This is a genomic window from Sphingomonas glacialis (assembly GCF_006439055.1).
Taxonomy (GTDB): Bacteria; Pseudomonadota; Alphaproteobacteria; order Sphingomonadales; family Sphingomonadaceae; genus Sphingomonas; species Sphingomonas glacialis_A.
In genome coordinates this window covers 134,196-151,823 of record NZ_RCZC01000003.1, presented here as the reverse complement: position 1 = coordinate 151,823, position 17,628 = coordinate 134,196, and the positions used below count along the sequence as shown (strand labels likewise).

The following is a 17,628-nucleotide window of genomic DNA, read 5'->3' as shown; positions in this document are numbered from 1 at the left end:
ATGCGTGGGATTCCAGCATCCGCGGGAGAACCGCGGCGACCTGGGCGATGCTGCGCACCCGGCAGGGGATGACGGTTTCGGCGCTGGCGCTGGCGCTCCTCGCCTTCGTCGCGATCGATTACGCCACGCTTCCCCCGCCGCTGCCCGGCTATGCGCATGTCCGCGCGGCGTGGCGTCCGTCCGAGGCGTGGCTCTACGACCGGGACGGCGTGCTGATCGACAGCGCACGCGTCAATTTCGCGGCGCGACGGCTCGCCTGGACACCGCTGCCCCACGTCTCGCCGGTCACGCGCGACACGATCGTCGGCGTCGAGGACCGCCGCTTCTTCCATCATGGCGGCGTCGACTGGCTCGCCTTGCTCGGCGTCGCGCGCGACCGCGCGCAGGGAACGCGCGCACGCGGCGCGAGCACGCTGTCGATGCAGGTCGCCGGCTTTCTCGCGCCTGATCTTGCCGTGCCGGGCCAGCGCCACGTCTGGGACAAGCTCCGCCAGATGCGCGCCGCCTGGGCGCTCGAATCACATTGGTCGAAGGACGAGATTCTCGAGGCCTATCTCAACCTCGCGGGCTTCCGCGGCGAGGCGCAGGGGATCGGCGCGGCCGCGCTCGGGCTGTTCGGCAAGACCCCTGACGCGCTCGCGCGCGACGATGCGCTGTTGCTCGCAGCGCTCCTCCCCGATCCACAGGCCGACCCCGCCAGCGTCGGGCGGCGCGCCTGCGCGGTCAGCCACGAGCGCGATTGCGCGCGCTTTGCGGGTGAGGCGGCGTCGATGCTCGGTCCGGCGCGCAGCCTGCAGCTAGACCCCGGCCTTGCGCCGCATCTTTCCGACCGCTTGCTGACCAAGCCCGGCCTCAAGGTCACCACCACGCTCGACCGCCGCATCCAGAGCCTCGCGATCGTCGCGCTCAAACGCCAGCTGCAGGGCCTCGGCGGCGCGCGCGCGCGCGACGGCGCTGCGGTGGTGATCGACAATGAAAGCGGCGATGTGCTCGCCTATGTCGGCGGGATCGGCGGCGCGTCGACTGCGCCCGCGGTCGACGGCGCGAACAGCTATCGCCAGGCCGGATCGACGCTCAAACCCTTCCTCTACGCGCAAGCGATCGAGAAGGGCTATCTCACCCCCGCCTCGATCCTCGACGATTCGCCGGTCCAGCTCGACACCGCCTCGGGGCTGTACGTCCCGCAGAATTACGATCGCGGCTTCAAGGGGCCGGTGTCGGCGCGCGCGGCGCTGGCAGGGTCGCTCAACGTGCCCGCGGTGCGCACGCTGCTGCTCGTCGGGGTCGAGGCGTTTCGCGACCGGTTGTGGGATACGGGATATCGCGGGCTGGTCGAGGATGGCGATTATTACGGCTTCTCGCTCGCGCTTGGCTCGGCGGAAGTGACCCTGCTCGAACAGGCCGCCGCCTATCGCAGCCTCGAGCAAGCCGGCCGCTGGTCGCCACTGCGGCTGACACTCGATTCGCCCCGCGAGTCGCCGCACGCGATCACGACACCGCAGGCGGCGTGGCTCGTCGCCGACATGATGGCCGATTCGAATGCGCGCGCGGTGACCTTCGGGCTCGATTCGGCGCTGCACCTGCCCTTCTGGGCGGCGGTGAAGACGGGCACGAGCAAGGCGCTGCGCGACAATTGGTGCATCGGCTTCACGCAGAAATATACGGTCGCCGTGTGGGTCGGGAATCTCGAGGGCGATTCGATGCGCGCCGTCTCGGGCGTGAGCGGCGCAGCACCGGTGTGGCGCGACATCATGCTCGCGCTCAACGCCGACACGCGCGGCAGCCCGCCCCCGCGTCCGGCGGGGATCGAAGCGCGCGCGATCACCTTCGCGAACGCGATCGAACAGCCGCGCACCGAATATTTCCTCGCCGGCACCGGCCAGACGCAGATCGCGGTCGCCCCCGCCGAGTCGCGCCGCCCGCGGATCACCAATCCGGTGTCGGGCAGCGTCTATGCGATCGACCCCGACATTCCGCCCGACCGGCAACGCCTCTCGGTCGACGTGTCGGGCGCGGTGACGGCGCATCGGCTGTGGCTCGACAAGACCGATCTCGGGGCGGCCGATTCGCAGCCGCAGATCATCGCCGGGCCGGGTCGCCACCGGCTGCGGCTGACCGATGTCGCCGGGCGTGTGGTCGATCAGGTGCTCTTCACCATCCGATGAAAAGCGAGGGCCGCTAAAAAAGCGACGGCCGCCCCCTTTCGGAGACGGCCGCCGCCCGTGACGAACAGTCTTAGCGGTAGAAGCCGCGGATCACCTGGACGACATAGCCGCGCCGCGTATCGACAAGGATCACGTCGTTATAGTGCCGCGTCCATTGCTGGCCGAAGCCGGGGCGGGGCAGGCGATAGCGCCACGGATCCGAGATGATGTAGCGCCCGCCATAATAGTTCGGCGCGATGCGCAGGCCCGGGCGGAACGCGGTGTAGCGGAACGGTGCGTTCCAATTGCCGCGGGCATAGAAGTTCGGGTTGCGGTCGCGCCAGCCGCGCCAATCATCGCGGCCCCAGGCGCGGTCGCGATCGCGCAGATCCTCGCGATATTCCTGGCGCGCGTCGCGGACGTCCTCGCGCTGGTCGCGAATGTCGCGGCGGTCGCCGCGCATCCGCGCGTCCTGCAGATCGCGCTGCTCCTGGCGGATGTCGCGGCGGTCGCGCCGCAGCTCGTCGTTCGACTGCGCACTCGCCGCGACGGGAACCAAGGTCGCCGCCATCAGGGCGGTCAAAATCAGCTTACGCACTGTATCCTCCATCTCCAGCCAGCCAAAGAGCGGCCAGGCCATGAAGAGGATTTCGCACCCCGCCACTGAACGCAATGCGAATGCGTTTGTCAGCAATCCGTCAGGAACGGCTGTCGCGAAAAGGGGGGTTACGGCGTGTCGCGACCGCCGCCGGTGTTGCTCTGGCCGCCCTGGCCGCCGCCGCCGACTGCGCCGACCGTACCGATATTGCCGAACAGTTCGTCGAAGAAGCTGCGCTTCTTGCCGAGCGTCGGCGTGGTCTTGCCCGACGGGCTGATCGACGCGACCTGCTCGACGCCCGAGCGGCGCACCGCGCTGACATTGCCCTTTTCGTCGAAGCTGATGCGCAGCGTCGTCTGCTCGCGGACATGCGGGTTGTTGTACGCGTAGTTCCGCGTCTCGCGCGAAACATAATACCAGTCACCCTGGTTGAAGTCGGAGGTGAAGGTCGGCTTGCCGAGCGTCGCGAGCACCGACTGGCGCGTATCGGTCCCGGCCTGGACCGAGTTCACGAGATCGGCATCGATGACATAGCCCTGGTGCGATTTGAGCGGCACGCAGGCGCTCGCCCCGAACACGCACGATGCGAGGAGGGCGGCAGCCGTCAACTGGCGGACGGACTTAAGGCTCATCAACACTCTCCAAGGCACCAAAGCTGGCCACGACGCATTGCACCCGCGGACACGAAGCCTCAATATGCCGGGAAAGGCGGCCAAACAAGGGCGCGAAGGGACACGAGACTTTTGGGCTGGTTTTCGAAGCTGCTGGGGGGTGCGCCCGACGACACCGCATTGCTGCTCTACACCCGCGTGATCGAGATCGCACGGGCGCCGCATTGGTATGAATCGGGCGGCGTCCCCGATACGCTCGACGGCCGTTTCGACATGGTCGCGGCGGTGATGTCGCTCGTACTGCTGCGGCTCGAGGACGTTCCTGAGGCCGGCCCGGCAAGCGCGCGGCTGACCGAGCGCTTCGTCACCGACATGGACGGGCAATTGCGCGAGAGCGGAATCGGCGACATCGGCGTCGGCAAGCATATCGGCAAGATGATGGGGATGCTCGGCGGGCGCCTCGGCGCGTATCGCGACGGGCTGGCCGCGGGCGACCTGAACCAGGCGCTCGCGCGCAACCTGTACCGCAGCGGCCTGCCCGATGCCGCCGCGATCGCACATACCGAAGCCGCCTTGTTCGCGCTGCGCGACGCGCTGGCGGCACGACCGACCGAGTCGGTGATCGCAGGAGATATTGCATGAGCACGCCTGAATTTTCACGGCTGGAGCGGATCGACACGATAGGCGAGGGCGAGCGCAGCATCGCGATCGTCGCGGGCGAGGCCGAACGCGCGGCGCTCGCCACACGCTTCGGGCTGGTCTCGATTGACCGGCTCGAGGCGACCTTCCGCGTCAAGCGCGATGCCGCCGGCGTGGTCGCGCGCGGCGCAGTGAGCGCGGCGGTCGTTCAGGCCTGTTCGGTGACCGACGAGCCGTTGCCGCAAACGGTGTCGGAAGAGGTCGCTTTGCGCTTCGTCACCGAACAGGAAGCCGCCGCCGAGGAGGAGATCGAGCTCGATCTCGATGCGCTCGACACGATGCCGTATGACGGCGCGGCGATCGATCTCGGCGAGGCGGCAGCGGAAACGATGGCGCTCGCGCTCGATCCGTTCCCGCGCGGCCCCAATGCCGCGGCGGCATTGCGCGCGGCAGGGGTAATCAGCGAGGAAGAGGCCAAGCCCGCCGGCGCGCTGGCGGGGTTGAAGGGGCTGCTCGGGAAGGTGTGAGGCTCAGTCCTCGTCGGGGCCGAGCGCGGGGTCGAGATCGCGCGGGCGGACGAAGCGGGTGAGCCGTGCGCTACCGGCCGCGAGATCGCCCCATGCGCCCTCGAAGCTGAGCTCCGCGATCGTCGCGGTCGGATATTTCGCCTCGAGTGCGACGCGCAGCGGCTCGTCCGATGCTGGGACGAGCAGCATCGCCAGATCCTCGAGCCCAGGATTGTGCCCGACGAGCAGGATATGCGTCGCCTCGGCGGGGGTTTCGTGGACGATATCGAGCAAGGTCACGGCCGAGGCGAGGTAGATCCGCCGGTCGAAGCGTGGTGCAAGCGTGCGGCCATAGCCGACCTCGACCTGTTCGAGCGTCTCGACGACGCGCACTGCGGGCGAGGCGACGACATGGTCGAACGCGTCGGGCGTCTTGCGAAGCTGGCCGCCGATCAGCGCCGCGGCGCGCTTGCCCTTGGCGTTGAGCCCGCGATCGTAATCGCGCAGCGCGGGGTCGTCCCAGCCCGATTTGGCGTGGCGGAGCAGCGTCAGCGTCTTGGTGCCGGCGGTCATGCGAGTCTCCGTCAGGCGGGTTCGCGTGCCTCATGCCCCGTTTGCAGCCCAGAGGGAAGCGCTCCCGCACGCGCGACCGCTTCGTCGAGCGTGCAGCGCGTGATCTTCACCCCCGGCGGGAAGGCGGTGAGCAGGCGCGACGGCATCGCTGCCGACAAGAGGACGAACGCGCCATGATCGTCGGCACGGCGGATCAGCCGGCCGAACGCCTGCGCCATGCGGGCGCGGACGATGCGATCGTCATACGCGCTGCCGCCGCCGGCGAGACGGCGCGCGGCGTGGAGCACGGTCGGCTTGGGCCAGGGCACGCCTTCGAGCACAACGAGGCGGAGCGAGCGGCCGGGGACATCGACGCCGTCGCGCAAGGCATCGGTGCCGAGCAATGACGCCGCCGGATCGTCGCGGAAGATATCGACTAGCGTGCCGGTGTCGATCGGGTCGACATGCTGCGCGTAGAGCGGAAGCCCCTCGCGCGCGAGACGATCGGCGATCCGCGCATGGACGCCGCGCAGGCGTCGGATCGCGGTGAACAGCCCGAGCATCCCGCCGCGGCTCGCGACGGCCAGGCGCGCATAGGCGTTGGCGAGCGCGCCCATGTCGCCGCGCTTGACGTCGGTGACGATCAGCACCTCGGCCTGGTCGGCATAATTGAACGGCGAGGTCGCCGCGAAGCGGCTCGCGCCGCGCAGCAGATGGTTGGCGCCGGTACGCGCCTCAGCGACGCCCCAGCCTTCCTCGCCATCGGCCCCGCCGCCGCGCAGCGTCGCCGAGGTGACGAGTACGCCGTGCGCCTGTTTGAGCACGGTCTCGGCGAACGGGCGGGTCGGGTCGAGCCAGTGGCGGTGCAGCCCGATATCGTATTCACGGCCCTCGACGCGGTCGACCGCGAGCCAATCGACGAAATCGGGCGAGGCCGGCCCGCCGATCCGCGCGAGCAGCGACAGCCAGGCCGCGACCGTCTCGGCGCGCCAGCCGAGCGAGGCGACCGCGCCTTCGATCCGCGCGCGCGCCTGGCCGTCCATCCAGTCGGGCCCTTCCTCGAGCACTGCCTCGAGCCGGCGTCCGAGTGCGACGAGCGGCCGGACGAGCGCGTCGAGCGCGTGCGCGGCGGGGCCGGCCGCTTCGATCAGCCCGGGGTCGGGCTCGGCGAGTTCGGTCTCGAGCGCATAGCCCGCGTCGCCTTCCGCCTCGGCGCGGGCGTAGGTGAGGCCGCGCACAGCGGCGAGCAACGTCTCGACCGGACCGAACGGCGCGCCTTCGCCGATCCGCTGGAGCCAGCCGTCGCTCGCCAGCCCCTGCGCCGCCGCCACCGCATCGGCGATCGCGCGCGCCCCGCCTTCGTCATAGCTCGCCACGTCGGACAGCCGCGCGGCCAAGCCCCGCCGCCGCCCGCGCCCGCCCGATTCGGGGCCGAGCACCCAGCGGCGGAGCTCGATCGTCTCGGAGCCGGTCAGCGCGGTCGAGAACATCGCATCGGCGGCATCGAACAGATGATGCCCCTCGTCGAACACATAGCGGGTCGGGCGCGTCGTGGATTCGCGGCCGCGCGCCGCGTTGACCATCACCAGCGCATGGTTGGCAATGACGAGATCTGCGTCGGCACTCGCGCGCGCCGCCTTTTCGATGAAGCACTTTCGGTAATGCGGGCAGCCGGCATAGACGCACTCGCCGCGCCGGTCGGTCAACGCGGTCGCACCGTTGCGGCGGAACAGCGTGGGGAGCCAGCCGGGCAGATCGCCGCCGACCATGTCGCCGTCGGCGCTATAGGCCGCCCAGCGCGCGACGAGCTGCGCGAGGATCGCCGCGCGGCCGGCGAATCCGCCCTGCAGCGCATCCTCGAGATTGAGCAGACAGAGGTAATTCTCGCGACCCTTGCGCGTGACGACTTTCGCGCGGCGCGTCGCGGCGTCGGGGAAGAGCCGGGCGCTTTCATGCCCCAATTGCCGTTGTAGCGCCTTGGTGAAGGTCGACACCCACACCGCGCCATCGGCCTTCTCGGCCCAGAGCGAGGCGGGCGCGAGATAGCCGAGCGTCTTGCCGATCCCCGTGCCGGCTTCAGCGAGCACCATGTTGGGCGCGCCCTGCGCCATGCGCGGGCCGAACGCCTCGCGCGCCGCCTGGGCATAGGCGCGTTGCCCCGAGCGTTGCTCGGCGGCGCTGCCGGTGAGGTGGGCGAGCCGCGCCTGCGTCTCGTCGGCGTCGAGCGTGACGGTGCGCGGTTGTGGGCGGGGAGCACCTTCGGACCATTCGCCGAGCTTCGAGAACAGCCAGCGTTCAGCGACGTCGGGCGTCTTGAGCCGCTGTGCGAGGATCGGCGCCCAGGTCCAGCGCAGCTTGAACAGCGATTGCGCAGCGGTCCACGCGCCTTCGCGCTCGGGCCAGTCGGCGCCCGGCTCGGTCATGCCGAGCAGCGCCACCGCCGCCTCGCGCAGGAAGGCGGCAATCTCACCGTCCTCGCTCGGCGCTTCCAGGCCGGCGACCCGCGCGAGGCCGCGCGGTGTCGGCACCATGAAGCGCGCCGGGCAGAGGAAGGCGAACAGTTCGAGCAGGTCGAGCCCCGACAGGTCGGCATAGCCGAGCCGCTGCCCGATCAAGGCGGCATTGAGCAGGATGACGGGGGTATCGGCAACAATGCGGATCGCCTCGCCGCGCCCGATCGGCCGCGTGCCTTCGGCATCGGCGATCCAGATGCCGCTGTGGCTCGCATGGAGCGCGGGATAGGGGAGCGCGGTCACGCTGGGTATATCGCGTGGCTGGAACGGAATGGCAACGATGGAGGGGCGGGTTTGCCAGATCCTTCGCGCTTCCCAGCGAAGGCCGGGGCCCAGGAGCGAATATCTCGGTCTTCTATCGCAACGCCGTCTTGCAACCATTCCACGCTTGGGCCCCAGCCTTCGCCAGGGGAAGCGCGTGAAGGAAAGCCGTTAGAGTATTTAGAGTATGCCGCGTCCGTCGATCGTCAGCTCCGGCATGGTTGCACTGGTCAGTTCGCCCTCGAACGGCACCGTGCGTCGCGCGGCGAAGCCGTCCACTCCCGGCTCCCAGAACTGGTGCACCTCGCCGGTCGGCAAGGCCACGACCCAGTATTCGGACACGGCCTGCGCCGCATACATCGCGCACTTCAGGCCGAGATCGCGCGCAGCTGTGCTGTCGGCCACCTCGATGACGATCGCAAGGTCGTCGATCTCATAATAGCGCGAGTCCGTGCCGCCGATCGCGACGATGACATCGGGCTGCAACAGGCTGTGTTCCGACAGCGCGAGCGATGCTTCGCAAAACGCCTTATACGGCGAGCCTAACGCAGTAGCGCACTCCGCAGACGATAGGTCAGGTCGTTCTTGATATGATTGTGCCGCCGGAATTCCGCGTTCATGACCTCGATCACCCCGTCGATCAATTCGACCTTGCCGTACGCGTCAAACACGCCCGCGCGATCCAGGATGGTAAAATCCTCGATGCGGAGCTTCAGGCGATGCGGCTCGGTCAGGGACGGCGGCATGTTCATGGTGCGACCATAGCATTTGCGCTTCCCGCACTAAAGCGTCAAACGCGGGGCATCATGACCGACACAGCCCTCCGCACCGCCGCATTCGACTCCAAGGCCTGGCCCTATGAGGAAGCGCGCAAGCTGCTCAAGCGCTATCCCGACGGCAAGCCTGGCAACGCGCCCGTCATCTTCGAAACGGGCTATGGTCCCTCGGGCCTGCCGCATATCGGCACGTTCAACGAAGTGCTGCGCACGACGATGGTGCGCCACGCCTTCCAGACGCTGTCCGACGCGCCGACGCGGCTGATCGAGTTCAGCGACGACATGGACGGCCTGCGCAAGGTGCCCGACAACGTCCCCAACCAGGCGATGCTGACCGAACATCTCGGCAAGCCGCTCAGCCGGATTCCGGATCCGTTCGAGAAGTTCGAGAGCTTCGCTGCACACAACAATGCGATGCTGCGCGATTTCCTCGATCGCTTCGGGTTCGAGTACGAATTCATCTCGTCGGCCTCGCAATATGAAGCCGGCGTGTTCGACGATGCGTTGAAGGGCGTGTTGCGCCATTACGCTGGGATCATGGGCGTGATGCTGCCGACGCTGCGCAAGGAGCGTGCGGCCACCTATTCGCCGATCCTGCCGATCAGCCCCAAGACCGGGGTGGTGCTCCAGGTCCCGGTCGAAGTCGTCAATGTCGAGGAGGGCACGATCCGCTTCACCGACAGCGACGGCGAGGTGCTGGTCCAGTCGGTGCTCGGCGGCCAGGCCAAGCTGCAGTGGAAGGTCGACTGGGCGATGCGCTGGGTCGCATTGGGCGTCGATTACGAGATGTACGGCAAGGATCTGATCGACAGCGGCGTGCAGTCGGGCAAGATCGCGCGCGTGCTCGGCGGTCGCCCGCCCGAGGGGCTGATCTACGAGATGTTCCTCGATGAAAAGGGCGAGAAGATCTCCAAGTCGAAGGGCAATGGCCTGACGCTCGAGCAGTGGCTGGACTATGGGACGCAGGAAAGCCTGTCCTTCTTCGCCTATCGCGAACCCAAGAAGGCCAAGCAGCTGCATATCGGCGTCATCCCGCGCGCGGTGGACGATTATTTCCAGTTCCGCGCGAGCTACGCCGCGCAGCCGGTCGAGCAGAAGCTCGGCAATCCGGTGCACCACATCCACGACGGCGCCGTGCCGGGGACGAACCCGCCGGTCACCTTCGGGCTGCTGCTCAATCTCGTCGGGGTGCTCGGTGCGGGCGCGACGGCGGAGCAGGTGCACGGCTATCTCAGCAATTATGTCGAGGGTGCCATCACCCCCGAGCTCGACGCGCTGATCGGCCATGCCCTTGCCTATAACCGCGATTATGTCGCGCCAACGCTCCAGCGCCGCAAGCCCGAGGGGATCGAGGTCGCAGCACTCGAACGGCTCGACCGCGAACTCGCCGCCGCGCCGGCCGACAGCTCGGCGGTCGATCTGCAGAACATCGTCTATGCGATCGGCAACGAAGGCGGCTTCGATCCGCTGCGCGCCTGGTTCGGCGCGCTGTACGAGACGCTGCTCGGATCGAGCCAGGGACCGCGGATGGGGAGCTTCATCGCGCTCTACGGGGTCGAGAATTCGCGCAAGCTGATCGCCGAGGCGCTCGCGCGCTAGGCGCCCGGTGCCGCCATGTGGGGTCGGCGCAGGCCGATCCCGCTGGTCTTTGTGCGTCGCGGCGATAGGGTGGCGCGATGACCAAGCGCAAAGCCTCTGCGCCGTTCCGCTCCGTGCGGTCGGCGCTCCGCACCTTCCTGCATCAGGAGGCGGCGGGTGGGATCGTCTTGATGGCGACCGCCGCCCTGGCGCTCATCCTCGCCAATTCTCCGCTCGCCGACTCCTATTTCGCGCTGCTCCACCACGCGACCGGCCCGACGCTTGCGCCGGCGATCGGCCCAATGACGGTCCATCTGTGGATCAATGACGGCCTGATGGCGGTGTTCTTCCTGCTCGTAGGGCTCGAGATCAAGCGCGAGCTGATCGACGGGCAGTTGGCGAGCCCGGCGCGCCGCCGTCTGCCGATCATCGCCGCCGCCGCCGGGATGGCGGTGCCCGCTCTGGTCTATCTCGCGATCACCGGCGGCGCGGCGGAGTTGCAGCCCGGCTGGGCGATTCCGGCCGCGACCGACATCGCCTTTGCGATCGGGGTGCTTGCCCTGCTCGGCAGCCGCGTCCCGCCAGCGCTGAAGCTGTTCCTGACGACGGTCGCGATCGTCGACGATTGCGGCGCGGTGGCGATCATCGCGCTCGCCTACAGCAACGGCATCGACTGGATCGCGCTCGGCGGCTCGGTCGGCGTGTTGCTGTTGATGTTCACGCTGAAGCAGCGCCGCGTCTGGGCGTTGTGGCCGTATCTGATCGCTTTTGCCGCGCTCTGGTGGCTGATCCTGCTGTCGGGGGTCCATGCGACGATCGCCGGCGTGCTCGCCGCGACGATGATCCCGATCTCGCGATCGCCCGGCGCGCCCGATGACGTGCATTCGCCGCTCCACCGGCTCGAACATGCGCTGAGCCCATGGGTCGCGTTCGGCATCGTGCCGCTGTTCGCGCTCGCCAATGCTGGCGTGTCGCTTGGCGGCATGAGCCTTGCCACGCTCGGCGATCCGCTCGTGCTCGGCATCGCGGGCGGGCTGTTCCTCGGCAAGCAGGCCGGGATCATGGGCGGCGTCGCGCTCGCGGAGCGGTTCGGGATCGCGCACCGCCCCAAGGGCATGCGCTGGATCCAGCTCTACGGCGTCGCCCTGATCGCCGGCATCGGCTTCACGATGAGCCTGTTCATCGGCGGGCTCGGCTTCCCGGACAGTCCACATCTGCAGGATGAAGTGAAGATCGGCGTCCTCGCCGGGTCGATCGTCTCGGCTATCGCGGGCTTCCTCATCCTGCGCTATTGGCCGGTACGGAGGACGCATGCGTAACTTCTTCTCGCCCGCGCAGCTTGGCCATGCGCCGACGCGTGAACTGCACAATGGCGGCTTCACCGCCTATGCCGAGACACCGTCGCGCGCGCAGCAGATCGCCGCGGCGATCGGCGGGGCCGAGGCTCCAGGCGACCACGGCATGGCCGCGATCGAAGCGGTCCACACCGCCGACTATCTCGCCTTCCTGCGCGAGGCCCCCGCGCGCTGGGCAGCTGCGGGGCGGCCCGGCGACGCGATGGGCTATGTCTGGCCGATCGTCGGCCGGCGCGCGCTCAAGCTCGATCGGATCGACGGGCAGATCGGGCGCTACAGTTTCGACGCCTCGACCCCGCTCACCGCGCAGACCTGGGACGCCGCCTATTGGAGCGCGCAGAGCGTGCTCGCCGCGACCCATGCCGTGTTAGAGGGCGATCGTGCCGCCTTCGCCTTGTGCCGCCCACCGGGCCACCATGCCGGGGCGGACTATTATGGCGGCTATTGCTACCTCAACACCGCGGCGATCGCCGCGCAGGCCGCGCGCAATGCCGGAGTGCGGCGCGTCGCGATCCTCGATATCGATTATCACCACGGCAACGGCACGCAGGATATCTTCTGGGAGCGCGGCGACGTCTTCTACGCCAGCCTCCACGCCGATCCCGCTACCGACTATCCGTTCTACTGGGGGCATGCCGACGAGATTGGCGACGGGGAGGGGCGCGGCACCACGCTCAACTTGCCGCTGCCGCACGGCACGACGCGCGATCCGTTTCGGCGCGCGCAAGCAGTGGCGCTCGACGCGATCGCGCACTTCGCGCCCGATCTGCTCGTCCTCAGCTTCGGCGCCGATACGTGGGAAGGCGATCCAATCTCGCACTTCGCCTTGACCACTGCCGATTACGCCGTGCTCGCGCGCGACATCGCCGCGTGCGGCTGGCCGTGCGTCGTCGCGATGGAAGGCGGCTATGCGATCGACGCGCTCGGTGCCAATGTCCGGAGCTTGCTCACCGGATTTTAGGCACGATTGCCAGTGTCTTATTCCGCTGCCAGCGCGTAGGCTTGACCTATGTTAGCCGTGTTTCGCGTTTTGTACTCGTCGCGATCTGTCCTTCGGGCGGTATTGATTGGCTTGCTTGTTTTCGCTGCGTCTGCCGTGGCGATCCGCTTTACGCGCTTCGGCGGCGGCCCGGCATGCTTGTGGTTCGCAACCGCCATCCTGATCGTCGAGTTGGTGCTGCGGCCCGCGCGCGCGTGGCTCTGGCCAACCAGCGCCGCGATGATCGGGGGGATCGTCGCGACCGGACTGTTCGGCATTGGCTTCGGCTATGCCCCGCTCGTTACGCTCTGCACGATCGGTGAAGCGATCCTCGCGGCGTGGCTGATGCGCCGCGGCGGCGGCAGCGGGGCCGATCTCGGCTCGCTGCGCGGTGTAATGGTCTTCATCGCCGTCGCAGGGGGGATTGCGCCCGCGGTCTCGGGAATCGGCGGCGCGGCGACGATCGCGCTCGCGACGCCGACCGGCTTCGCCAGCAACTGGCTCAGCTGGTATCTCGGTCACGCGCTCGGCAACCTCACGCTGGCGCCGGTGGCGCTCCTGGCCCTCAACGGCGAGATGTTCGCAGGAATCGCGCGGATGCGCTGGGCACGCAAGCTCGAGGGGGTGGGGCTGATCCTGGCGACGATCGTGGTGACGCGTCTGGTCTTTGGGCAGACGACCTTTCCGCTGCTGTTCGTGCCGCTGCTGCCGTTGATGATCGCAGCCTTCCGCTTCGGCCGGATCGGCGGCGCGATCACGATCGTGATCCTCGCGACGATCGGCGCGGCGTTCACGATCGGCGGAAACGGCCCGGTGCGGATGATCAGCGGGGCAACGCACGAACGCGTGCTGTTCCTGCAATTCTATCTCGCGACCGCGGTCGTGATGACCCTGCTGATCGCCGCCGAGCTCAACCAGCGCAAACGGCTGATGGTCGCCTTGCGCGCGAGCGAGGCGCGCTATCGCCTGATCGCCGACGGATCGACCGATGTTATCCTGACGCAGACCGTCGCGGGCGAGATCGATTATGCGTCCGCCTCGATCCTGCCGCTCGCGGGCTATCACCCGACGGCGCTGATCGGCGTCAAGGCGGGCACGCTGGTGCGCCCCGACGATCTTCCGGTCGTGACCAAGACCCACCGCGATGCGCTGTCGAACCCAGGCGCAACCTTCATGGTCGAATATTGCGGGCTAAAGGCCGACGGATCGATGCTGTGGTGCGAGAGCCATACGCGCGCGGTCACCGACGAGGATGGCAGCGTCGTCGGCACCGTCAGCGTGATTCGCGACATCTCGCGGCACAAGCAATTGCGCGACGAACTGTCGCAGGCCGCGCAGACCGATCCGCTGACGGGGATCGTCAACCGCCGGGCCTTCGATGTCGCACTCGATCAACGCCTCGCCGACGTCGCCGCCGGGCGTGGGATCGGCGTGTGCGCAGTGCTCGATCTCGATTTCTTCAAGCGCGTCAACGATCTCCACGGCCATGCGGCGGGCGATACGGTGCTGTGCGCCTTCGCCGACGTCGCGCGGCGTTCGCTGCGTGCCGACGACCTCATCGCCCGATTGGGCGGAGAGGAGTTCGGCCTGATCATCTGGAATGCCGACGTTCTGGAAGCCAAGGCGATCTGCGAGCGACTGCGGCGCGAAATCGCCGATCTGTCGGTTGCGACCGGTTTTGGCGACGAGGTGCGCTTTACCTTCAGCGGCGGATTGGCGCCGATCCGCGCCGGGCGCTCGCGCCAGCATGTGCTTCGCCATGCCGACGAGGCATTGTACCGCGCCAAGCATGCCGGGCGGAACCGGCTCGAACTCGCCAGCTGAGCAAGCGCGCGGCGCAAACGAAAGGGGCGGCGCGATCCGGGCGCGATCCGATCGCGCCGCCCCTCTGTGTGTGCGAAACGGCTTTCGTCCGATCGGCGCTCAGAGCTTCTCGGTCAGCTCGGGCACCAGCTTGAACAGGTCACCGACCAGGCCGTAGTCCGCGACCTGGAAGATCGGCGCGTCTTCGTCCTTGTTGATCGCGATGATGACCTTCGAGTCCTTCATCCCCGCAAGATGCTGGATCGCACCCGAAATGCCGACCGCGACATAGACTTCGGGGGCGACGATCTTGCCGGTCTGGCCGACCTGATAGTCGTTCGGCGCATAACCCGCATCGACCGCGGCGCGCGATGCGCCGACGCCGGCGCCGAGCTTGTCGGCGAGCGGATCGATCAAAGCATGGAACTGCTCGCTCGATCCGAGCGCGCGACCGCCCGAGACGATGATCTTGGCCGAGGTCAGCTCAGGCCGCTCCGAAGCGGCGATTTCCGAGCCGACATAGGTCGACACGCCGGCGTCACCGGTACCCTCGACCGCTTCGATCGTGCCCGTACCGCCTTCGGTGGCGACCTTCTCGAACGCGGTGCCGCGGACCGAGATGACCTTCTTGGCATCCTTGGTCTGGACCGTTGCGATCGCGTTGCCGGCGTAGATCGGGCGCGTGAAGGTGTCTTCGCTCTCGACCGAGAGGATGTCGGAGATCTGCATCACGTCGAGCAGTGCGGCGACGCGCGGCGCGATGTTCTTGCCGTTGGTCGTCGCGGGCACGAGGAACGCGTCGTGCGATTCCATCAGCTTGACGACGAGCGGCGCGACATTCTCGGCCAGCGCGTGCGCATAGGCCGCGTCGTCGGCGACATGGACCTTGCCGACGCCGGCGAGCTTGGCGGCCGCCTCGGCGACCGCGCCAACGCCCTGGCCAGCGACCAGCAGATGGACTTCACCGAGCTTCGACGCCGCGGTGACGGTGGAGAGGGTGGCGTCCTTGACGGAAGCGCCATCATGTTCGACCCAAACGAGCGTCTTCACTTTGCGACTCCCATCGACTTGAGCTTGTTGACGAGTTCATCGACGTCGGCGACCTTGATGCCGGCCGAACGCTTGGCGGGCTCGACCACTTTCAGCGTGGTAAGGCGCGGCGTGACGTCGACACCGTAATCCGCGGCGGTCTTCTGCGCCATCGGCTTCGACTTCGCCTTCATGATGTTGGGCAGCGAGGCGTAGCGCGGCTCGTTGAGGCGCAGGTCGACGGTGATGATCGCGGGGAGCGTGAGCGTCTCGGTCTCCGAGCCGCCATCGACTTCCCGAGTCACGGTGACGCTGTCGGCGGTCAGTTCAACCTTCGAGGCAAAGGTCGCCTGGCCGACGCCGAGCAGGCCTGCCAGCATCTGGCCGGTCTGGTTGTTGTCGTCGTCGATCGCCTGCTTGCCGAGGATGACCAAGTCGGGCTTTTCTTCCTCAACGATCTTGGCGAGCAACTTGGCGACGCCGAGTGGCTCGACCTTGGTCTCCGAGACGATCAGGATCGCGCGGTCGGCGCCCATCGCGAGCGCGGTGCGCAGCGTTTCTTGCGACTTCTGCTCGCCGATCGAGACGACGACGATCTCGGTGACACCCTTGTCCTTCAAGCGGATCGCTTCTTCAACCGCGATCTCGTCGAACGGGTTCATGCTCATCTTGACGTTGGCGAGATCGACCCCGCTTCCATCCGCCTTCACACGAGGCTTCACATTGTAATCAAGCACGCGCTTGACGGGGACCAGCACTCTCATCGGGGTTCCTTCCAAGACTCTCTCTTGCTCGACAGCATCGGCGCCTCAAATGGCGGTTTCGCGCGGTTTTCGCAAGTCCGGTATGTCAGCCGCGGTTGCCGTAGCGGCACCGTGCGCGACTCGAATATAGTACCAACGCAAAAGGGCCCGGGCGTTTCCGTCCGGGCCCTTTCCTGGGTCGAATCAGGGGCGTGGCGCGATCACGCGGCCTTCTGCACCTCGGCGACGATCTTCTTGGCGGCATCGCCGAGATCGTTGGCGGGGACGATCGCGAGACCCGAATTGGCGAGGATAGCCTTGCCGGCTTCGACATTGGTGCCCTCGAGGCGGACGACCAGCGGGACCGAGAGGTTCACTTCCTTCGCCGCGGCAACGATGCCTTCGGCGATGATGTCGCACTTCATGATGCCGCCGAAGATGTTGACCAGGATGCCCTTCACGTTCGGATCGGCGAGGATCAGCTTGAACGCGGCCGTCACCTTCTCCTTGTTCGCGCCGCCGCCGACGTCGAGGAAGTTGGCCGGGAACATGCCGTTGAGCTTGATGATGTCCATCGTCGCCATGGCGAGGCCGGCGCCGTTGACCATGCAGCCGATGTCGCCGTCGAGCTTGATGTAGGCCAGGTCGTACTTCGAGGCTTCGAGCTCGGAGGGATCTTCCTCGGTCTCGTCGCGCAGTTCCATGAGATCCTTGTGGCGGAACAAGGCGTTGTTATCGAAGCCGACCTTGGCGTCGAGTACCATCAGCTTGCCGTCTTCGGTGACGGCGAGCGGGTTGATTTCGATCTGCTCGGCATCGGTGCCCATGAAGGCATCGTACAGCTTGGATGCGACGAACGACGCCTGCTTGGCGAGATCGCCCTTGAGCTCGAGTGCGGCTGCGACCGAACGGCCGTGATGCGGCTGGAAGCCGGTCGCCTGGTCGATGTCGATGCTGTGGATCTTCTCGGGCGTGTCGTGCGCGACGGTCTCGATGTCCATGCCGCCCTCGGTCGAGGCGACCATCGACACGCGGCCGGTGGCGCGGTTGACGAGCAGCGCGAGGTAGAATTCCTTGGCGATGTCGACGCCGTCGGTGACGTAGAGGCGGTTGACCTGCTTGCCCGCGTCGCCGGTCTGGATCGTCACCAGCGTGTTGCCGAGCATGTCGGTTGCGGCGGCCCGGACTTCGTCAGCGGTCTTGGCGAGGCGGACGCCGCCCTTCGCGTCGGGGCCGAGTTCCTTGAACTTGCCCTTGCCGCGGCCGCCCGCGTGAATCTGCGCCTTGACGACATAAAGCGGCCCGGGGAGCTTTTCCGATGCTGCAACCGCTTCCTCGACCGACAGAGCGGCGAAGCCCGCGGGAACGGGCACGCCGAATTTCGCCAGGAGTTCCTTGGCCTGATATTCGTGGATGTTCATGAGCGCGTGCCTTTCCAAGGGTCGGGTTTGCGGGGGGCTTAAGCACACACGGGAGCGCGAATCCACCCCTTCGCAGTTGCGAACACTCGCTATCGGCCGCGTGGCGCGCTATATCCCGTG

At 67.5% G+C, this 17,628-nt stretch carries 16 protein-coding genes; 7 read left to right on the top strand and 9 right to left on the bottom strand.

Annotation, left to right across the window (positions count from 1 at the left end; genetic code table 11):
* Positions 1 to 47 precede the first annotated feature (47 nt).
* Positions 48 to 2,165, top strand: a complete 2,118-nt coding sequence (gene pbpC / locus EAH76_RS12480; protein ID WP_431357987.1) for a penicillin-binding protein 1C — start codon at positions 48 to 50, stop codon at positions 2,163 to 2,165.
* Between the two features lie 70 nt (positions 2,166 to 2,235).
* On the opposite strand, the gene EAH76_RS12475 is transcribed toward pbpC, so the two are convergent.
* Both EAH76_RS12475 and EAH76_RS12470 read right to left on the bottom strand, forming a co-directional pair.
* The gene (locus tag EAH76_RS12475) at positions 2,236 to 2,742 is read right to left on the bottom strand and encodes an RcnB family protein (RefSeq protein ID WP_140850605.1); all 507 of its coding nucleotides are present in this window, start codon (positions 2,740 to 2,742) and stop codon (positions 2,236 to 2,238) included.
* Positions 2,743 to 2,870: 128 nt separating this feature from the next.
* Positions 2,871 to 3,374, bottom strand: coding sequence for an outer membrane protein assembly factor BamE (locus EAH76_RS12470; RefSeq protein ID WP_140850604.1), 504 nt, complete (start codon positions 3,372 to 3,374; stop codon positions 2,871 to 2,873).
* 111 nt (positions 3,375 to 3,485) lie between these two features.
* On the opposite strand from EAH76_RS12470, the gene EAH76_RS12465 reads away from it, so the two are divergent.
* Entirely contained in the window at positions 3,486 to 3,995 is a 510-nt protein-coding gene (locus tag EAH76_RS12465) for a ubiquinol-cytochrome C chaperone family protein (protein WP_140850603.1), read from the top strand.
* Positions 3,992 to 4,519, top strand: coding sequence for a YceD family protein (locus tag EAH76_RS12460; RefSeq protein ID WP_140850602.1), 528 nt, complete (start codon positions 3,992 to 3,994; stop codon positions 4,517 to 4,519). Before EAH76_RS12465 ends, EAH76_RS12460 begins: the two co-directional genes overlap by 4 nt.
* Before the next feature lie 3 nt (positions 4,520 to 4,522).
* Here the strand turns inward: EAH76_RS12460 and EAH76_RS12455 are convergent, their stop codons facing one another.
* From EAH76_RS12455 to EAH76_RS12440, 4 genes are all read right to left on the bottom strand, one after another.
* Complete coding sequence (locus EAH76_RS12455) at positions 4,523 to 5,071, bottom strand: SixA phosphatase family protein (RefSeq protein ID WP_140850601.1); 549 nt, start codon at positions 5,069 to 5,071, stop codon at positions 4,523 to 4,525.
* An 11-nt stretch (positions 5,072 to 5,082) separates the two neighbouring features.
* A complete protein-coding gene (locus EAH76_RS12450; RefSeq protein ID WP_140850600.1) occupies positions 5,083 to 7,806 on the bottom strand; it encodes an ATP-dependent DNA helicase in 2,724 nt (907 codons plus the stop codon).
* Positions 7,807 to 8,004: 198 nt separating this feature from the next.
* Positions 8,005 to 8,433 (bottom strand): Uma2 family endonuclease, encoded by a 429-nt coding sequence (locus tag EAH76_RS12445; protein ID WP_277754282.1) that lies wholly within the window; start codon positions 8,431 to 8,433, stop codon positions 8,005 to 8,007.
* Positions 8,367 to 8,576, bottom strand: a complete 210-nt coding sequence (locus tag EAH76_RS12440; protein ID WP_140850598.1) for a hypothetical protein — start codon at positions 8,574 to 8,576, stop codon at positions 8,367 to 8,369. Before EAH76_RS12440 ends, EAH76_RS12445 begins: the two co-directional genes overlap by 67 nt.
* A 54-nt stretch (positions 8,577 to 8,630) precedes the next feature.
* On the opposite strand from EAH76_RS12440, the gene EAH76_RS12435 reads away from it, so the two are divergent.
* From EAH76_RS12435 to EAH76_RS12420, 4 genes are all read left to right on the top strand, one after another.
* Positions 8,631 to 10,199: a lysine--tRNA ligase gene (locus EAH76_RS12435; RefSeq protein WP_140850597.1), complete on the top strand. Its 1,569-nt coding sequence runs from the start codon at positions 8,631 to 8,633 to the stop codon at positions 10,197 to 10,199.
* A 77-nt stretch (positions 10,200 to 10,276) separates the two neighbouring features.
* On the top strand, positions 10,277 to 11,497 hold the full coding sequence (nhaA, locus tag EAH76_RS12430) for a Na+/H+ antiporter NhaA (RefSeq protein ID WP_140850596.1): 1,221 nt from the start codon (positions 10,277 to 10,279) through the stop codon (positions 11,495 to 11,497).
* Positions 11,490 to 12,494, top strand: coding sequence for a histone deacetylase family protein (locus EAH76_RS12425; RefSeq protein ID WP_140850595.1), 1,005 nt, complete (start codon positions 11,490 to 11,492; stop codon positions 12,492 to 12,494). The genes nhaA and EAH76_RS12425 overlap by 8 nt, the downstream gene beginning before the upstream one ends.
* A 111-nt stretch (positions 12,495 to 12,605) precedes the next feature.
* Positions 12,606 to 14,336 (top strand): sensor domain-containing diguanylate cyclase, encoded by a 1,731-nt coding sequence (locus tag EAH76_RS12420; RefSeq protein ID WP_161989035.1) that lies wholly within the window; start codon positions 12,606 to 12,608, stop codon positions 14,334 to 14,336.
* Positions 14,337 to 14,435: 99 nt separating this feature from the next.
* On the opposite strand, the gene EAH76_RS12415 is transcribed toward EAH76_RS12420, so the two are convergent.
* From EAH76_RS12415 to sucC, 3 genes are all read right to left on the bottom strand, one after another.
* Positions 14,436 to 15,365: an electron transfer flavoprotein subunit alpha/FixB family protein gene (locus tag EAH76_RS12415; RefSeq protein ID WP_140850593.1), complete on the bottom strand. Its 930-nt coding sequence runs from the start codon at positions 15,363 to 15,365 to the stop codon at positions 14,436 to 14,438.
* Positions 15,362 to 16,108 carry an electron transfer flavoprotein subunit beta/FixA family protein gene (locus EAH76_RS12410; protein ID WP_140850592.1) on the bottom strand — a complete coding sequence of 249 codons (747 nt, stop codon included), beginning with the start codon at positions 16,106 to 16,108 and terminating at the stop codon, positions 15,362 to 15,364. The genes EAH76_RS12415 and EAH76_RS12410 overlap by 4 nt, the downstream gene beginning before the upstream one ends.
* Before the next feature lie 200 nt (positions 16,109 to 16,308).
* On the bottom strand, positions 16,309 to 17,508 hold the full coding sequence (gene sucC, locus EAH76_RS12405; RefSeq protein WP_140850591.1) for an ADP-forming succinate--CoA ligase subunit beta: 1,200 nt from the start codon (positions 17,506 to 17,508) through the stop codon (positions 16,309 to 16,311).
* Positions 17,509 to 17,628: the final 120 nt, after the last annotated feature.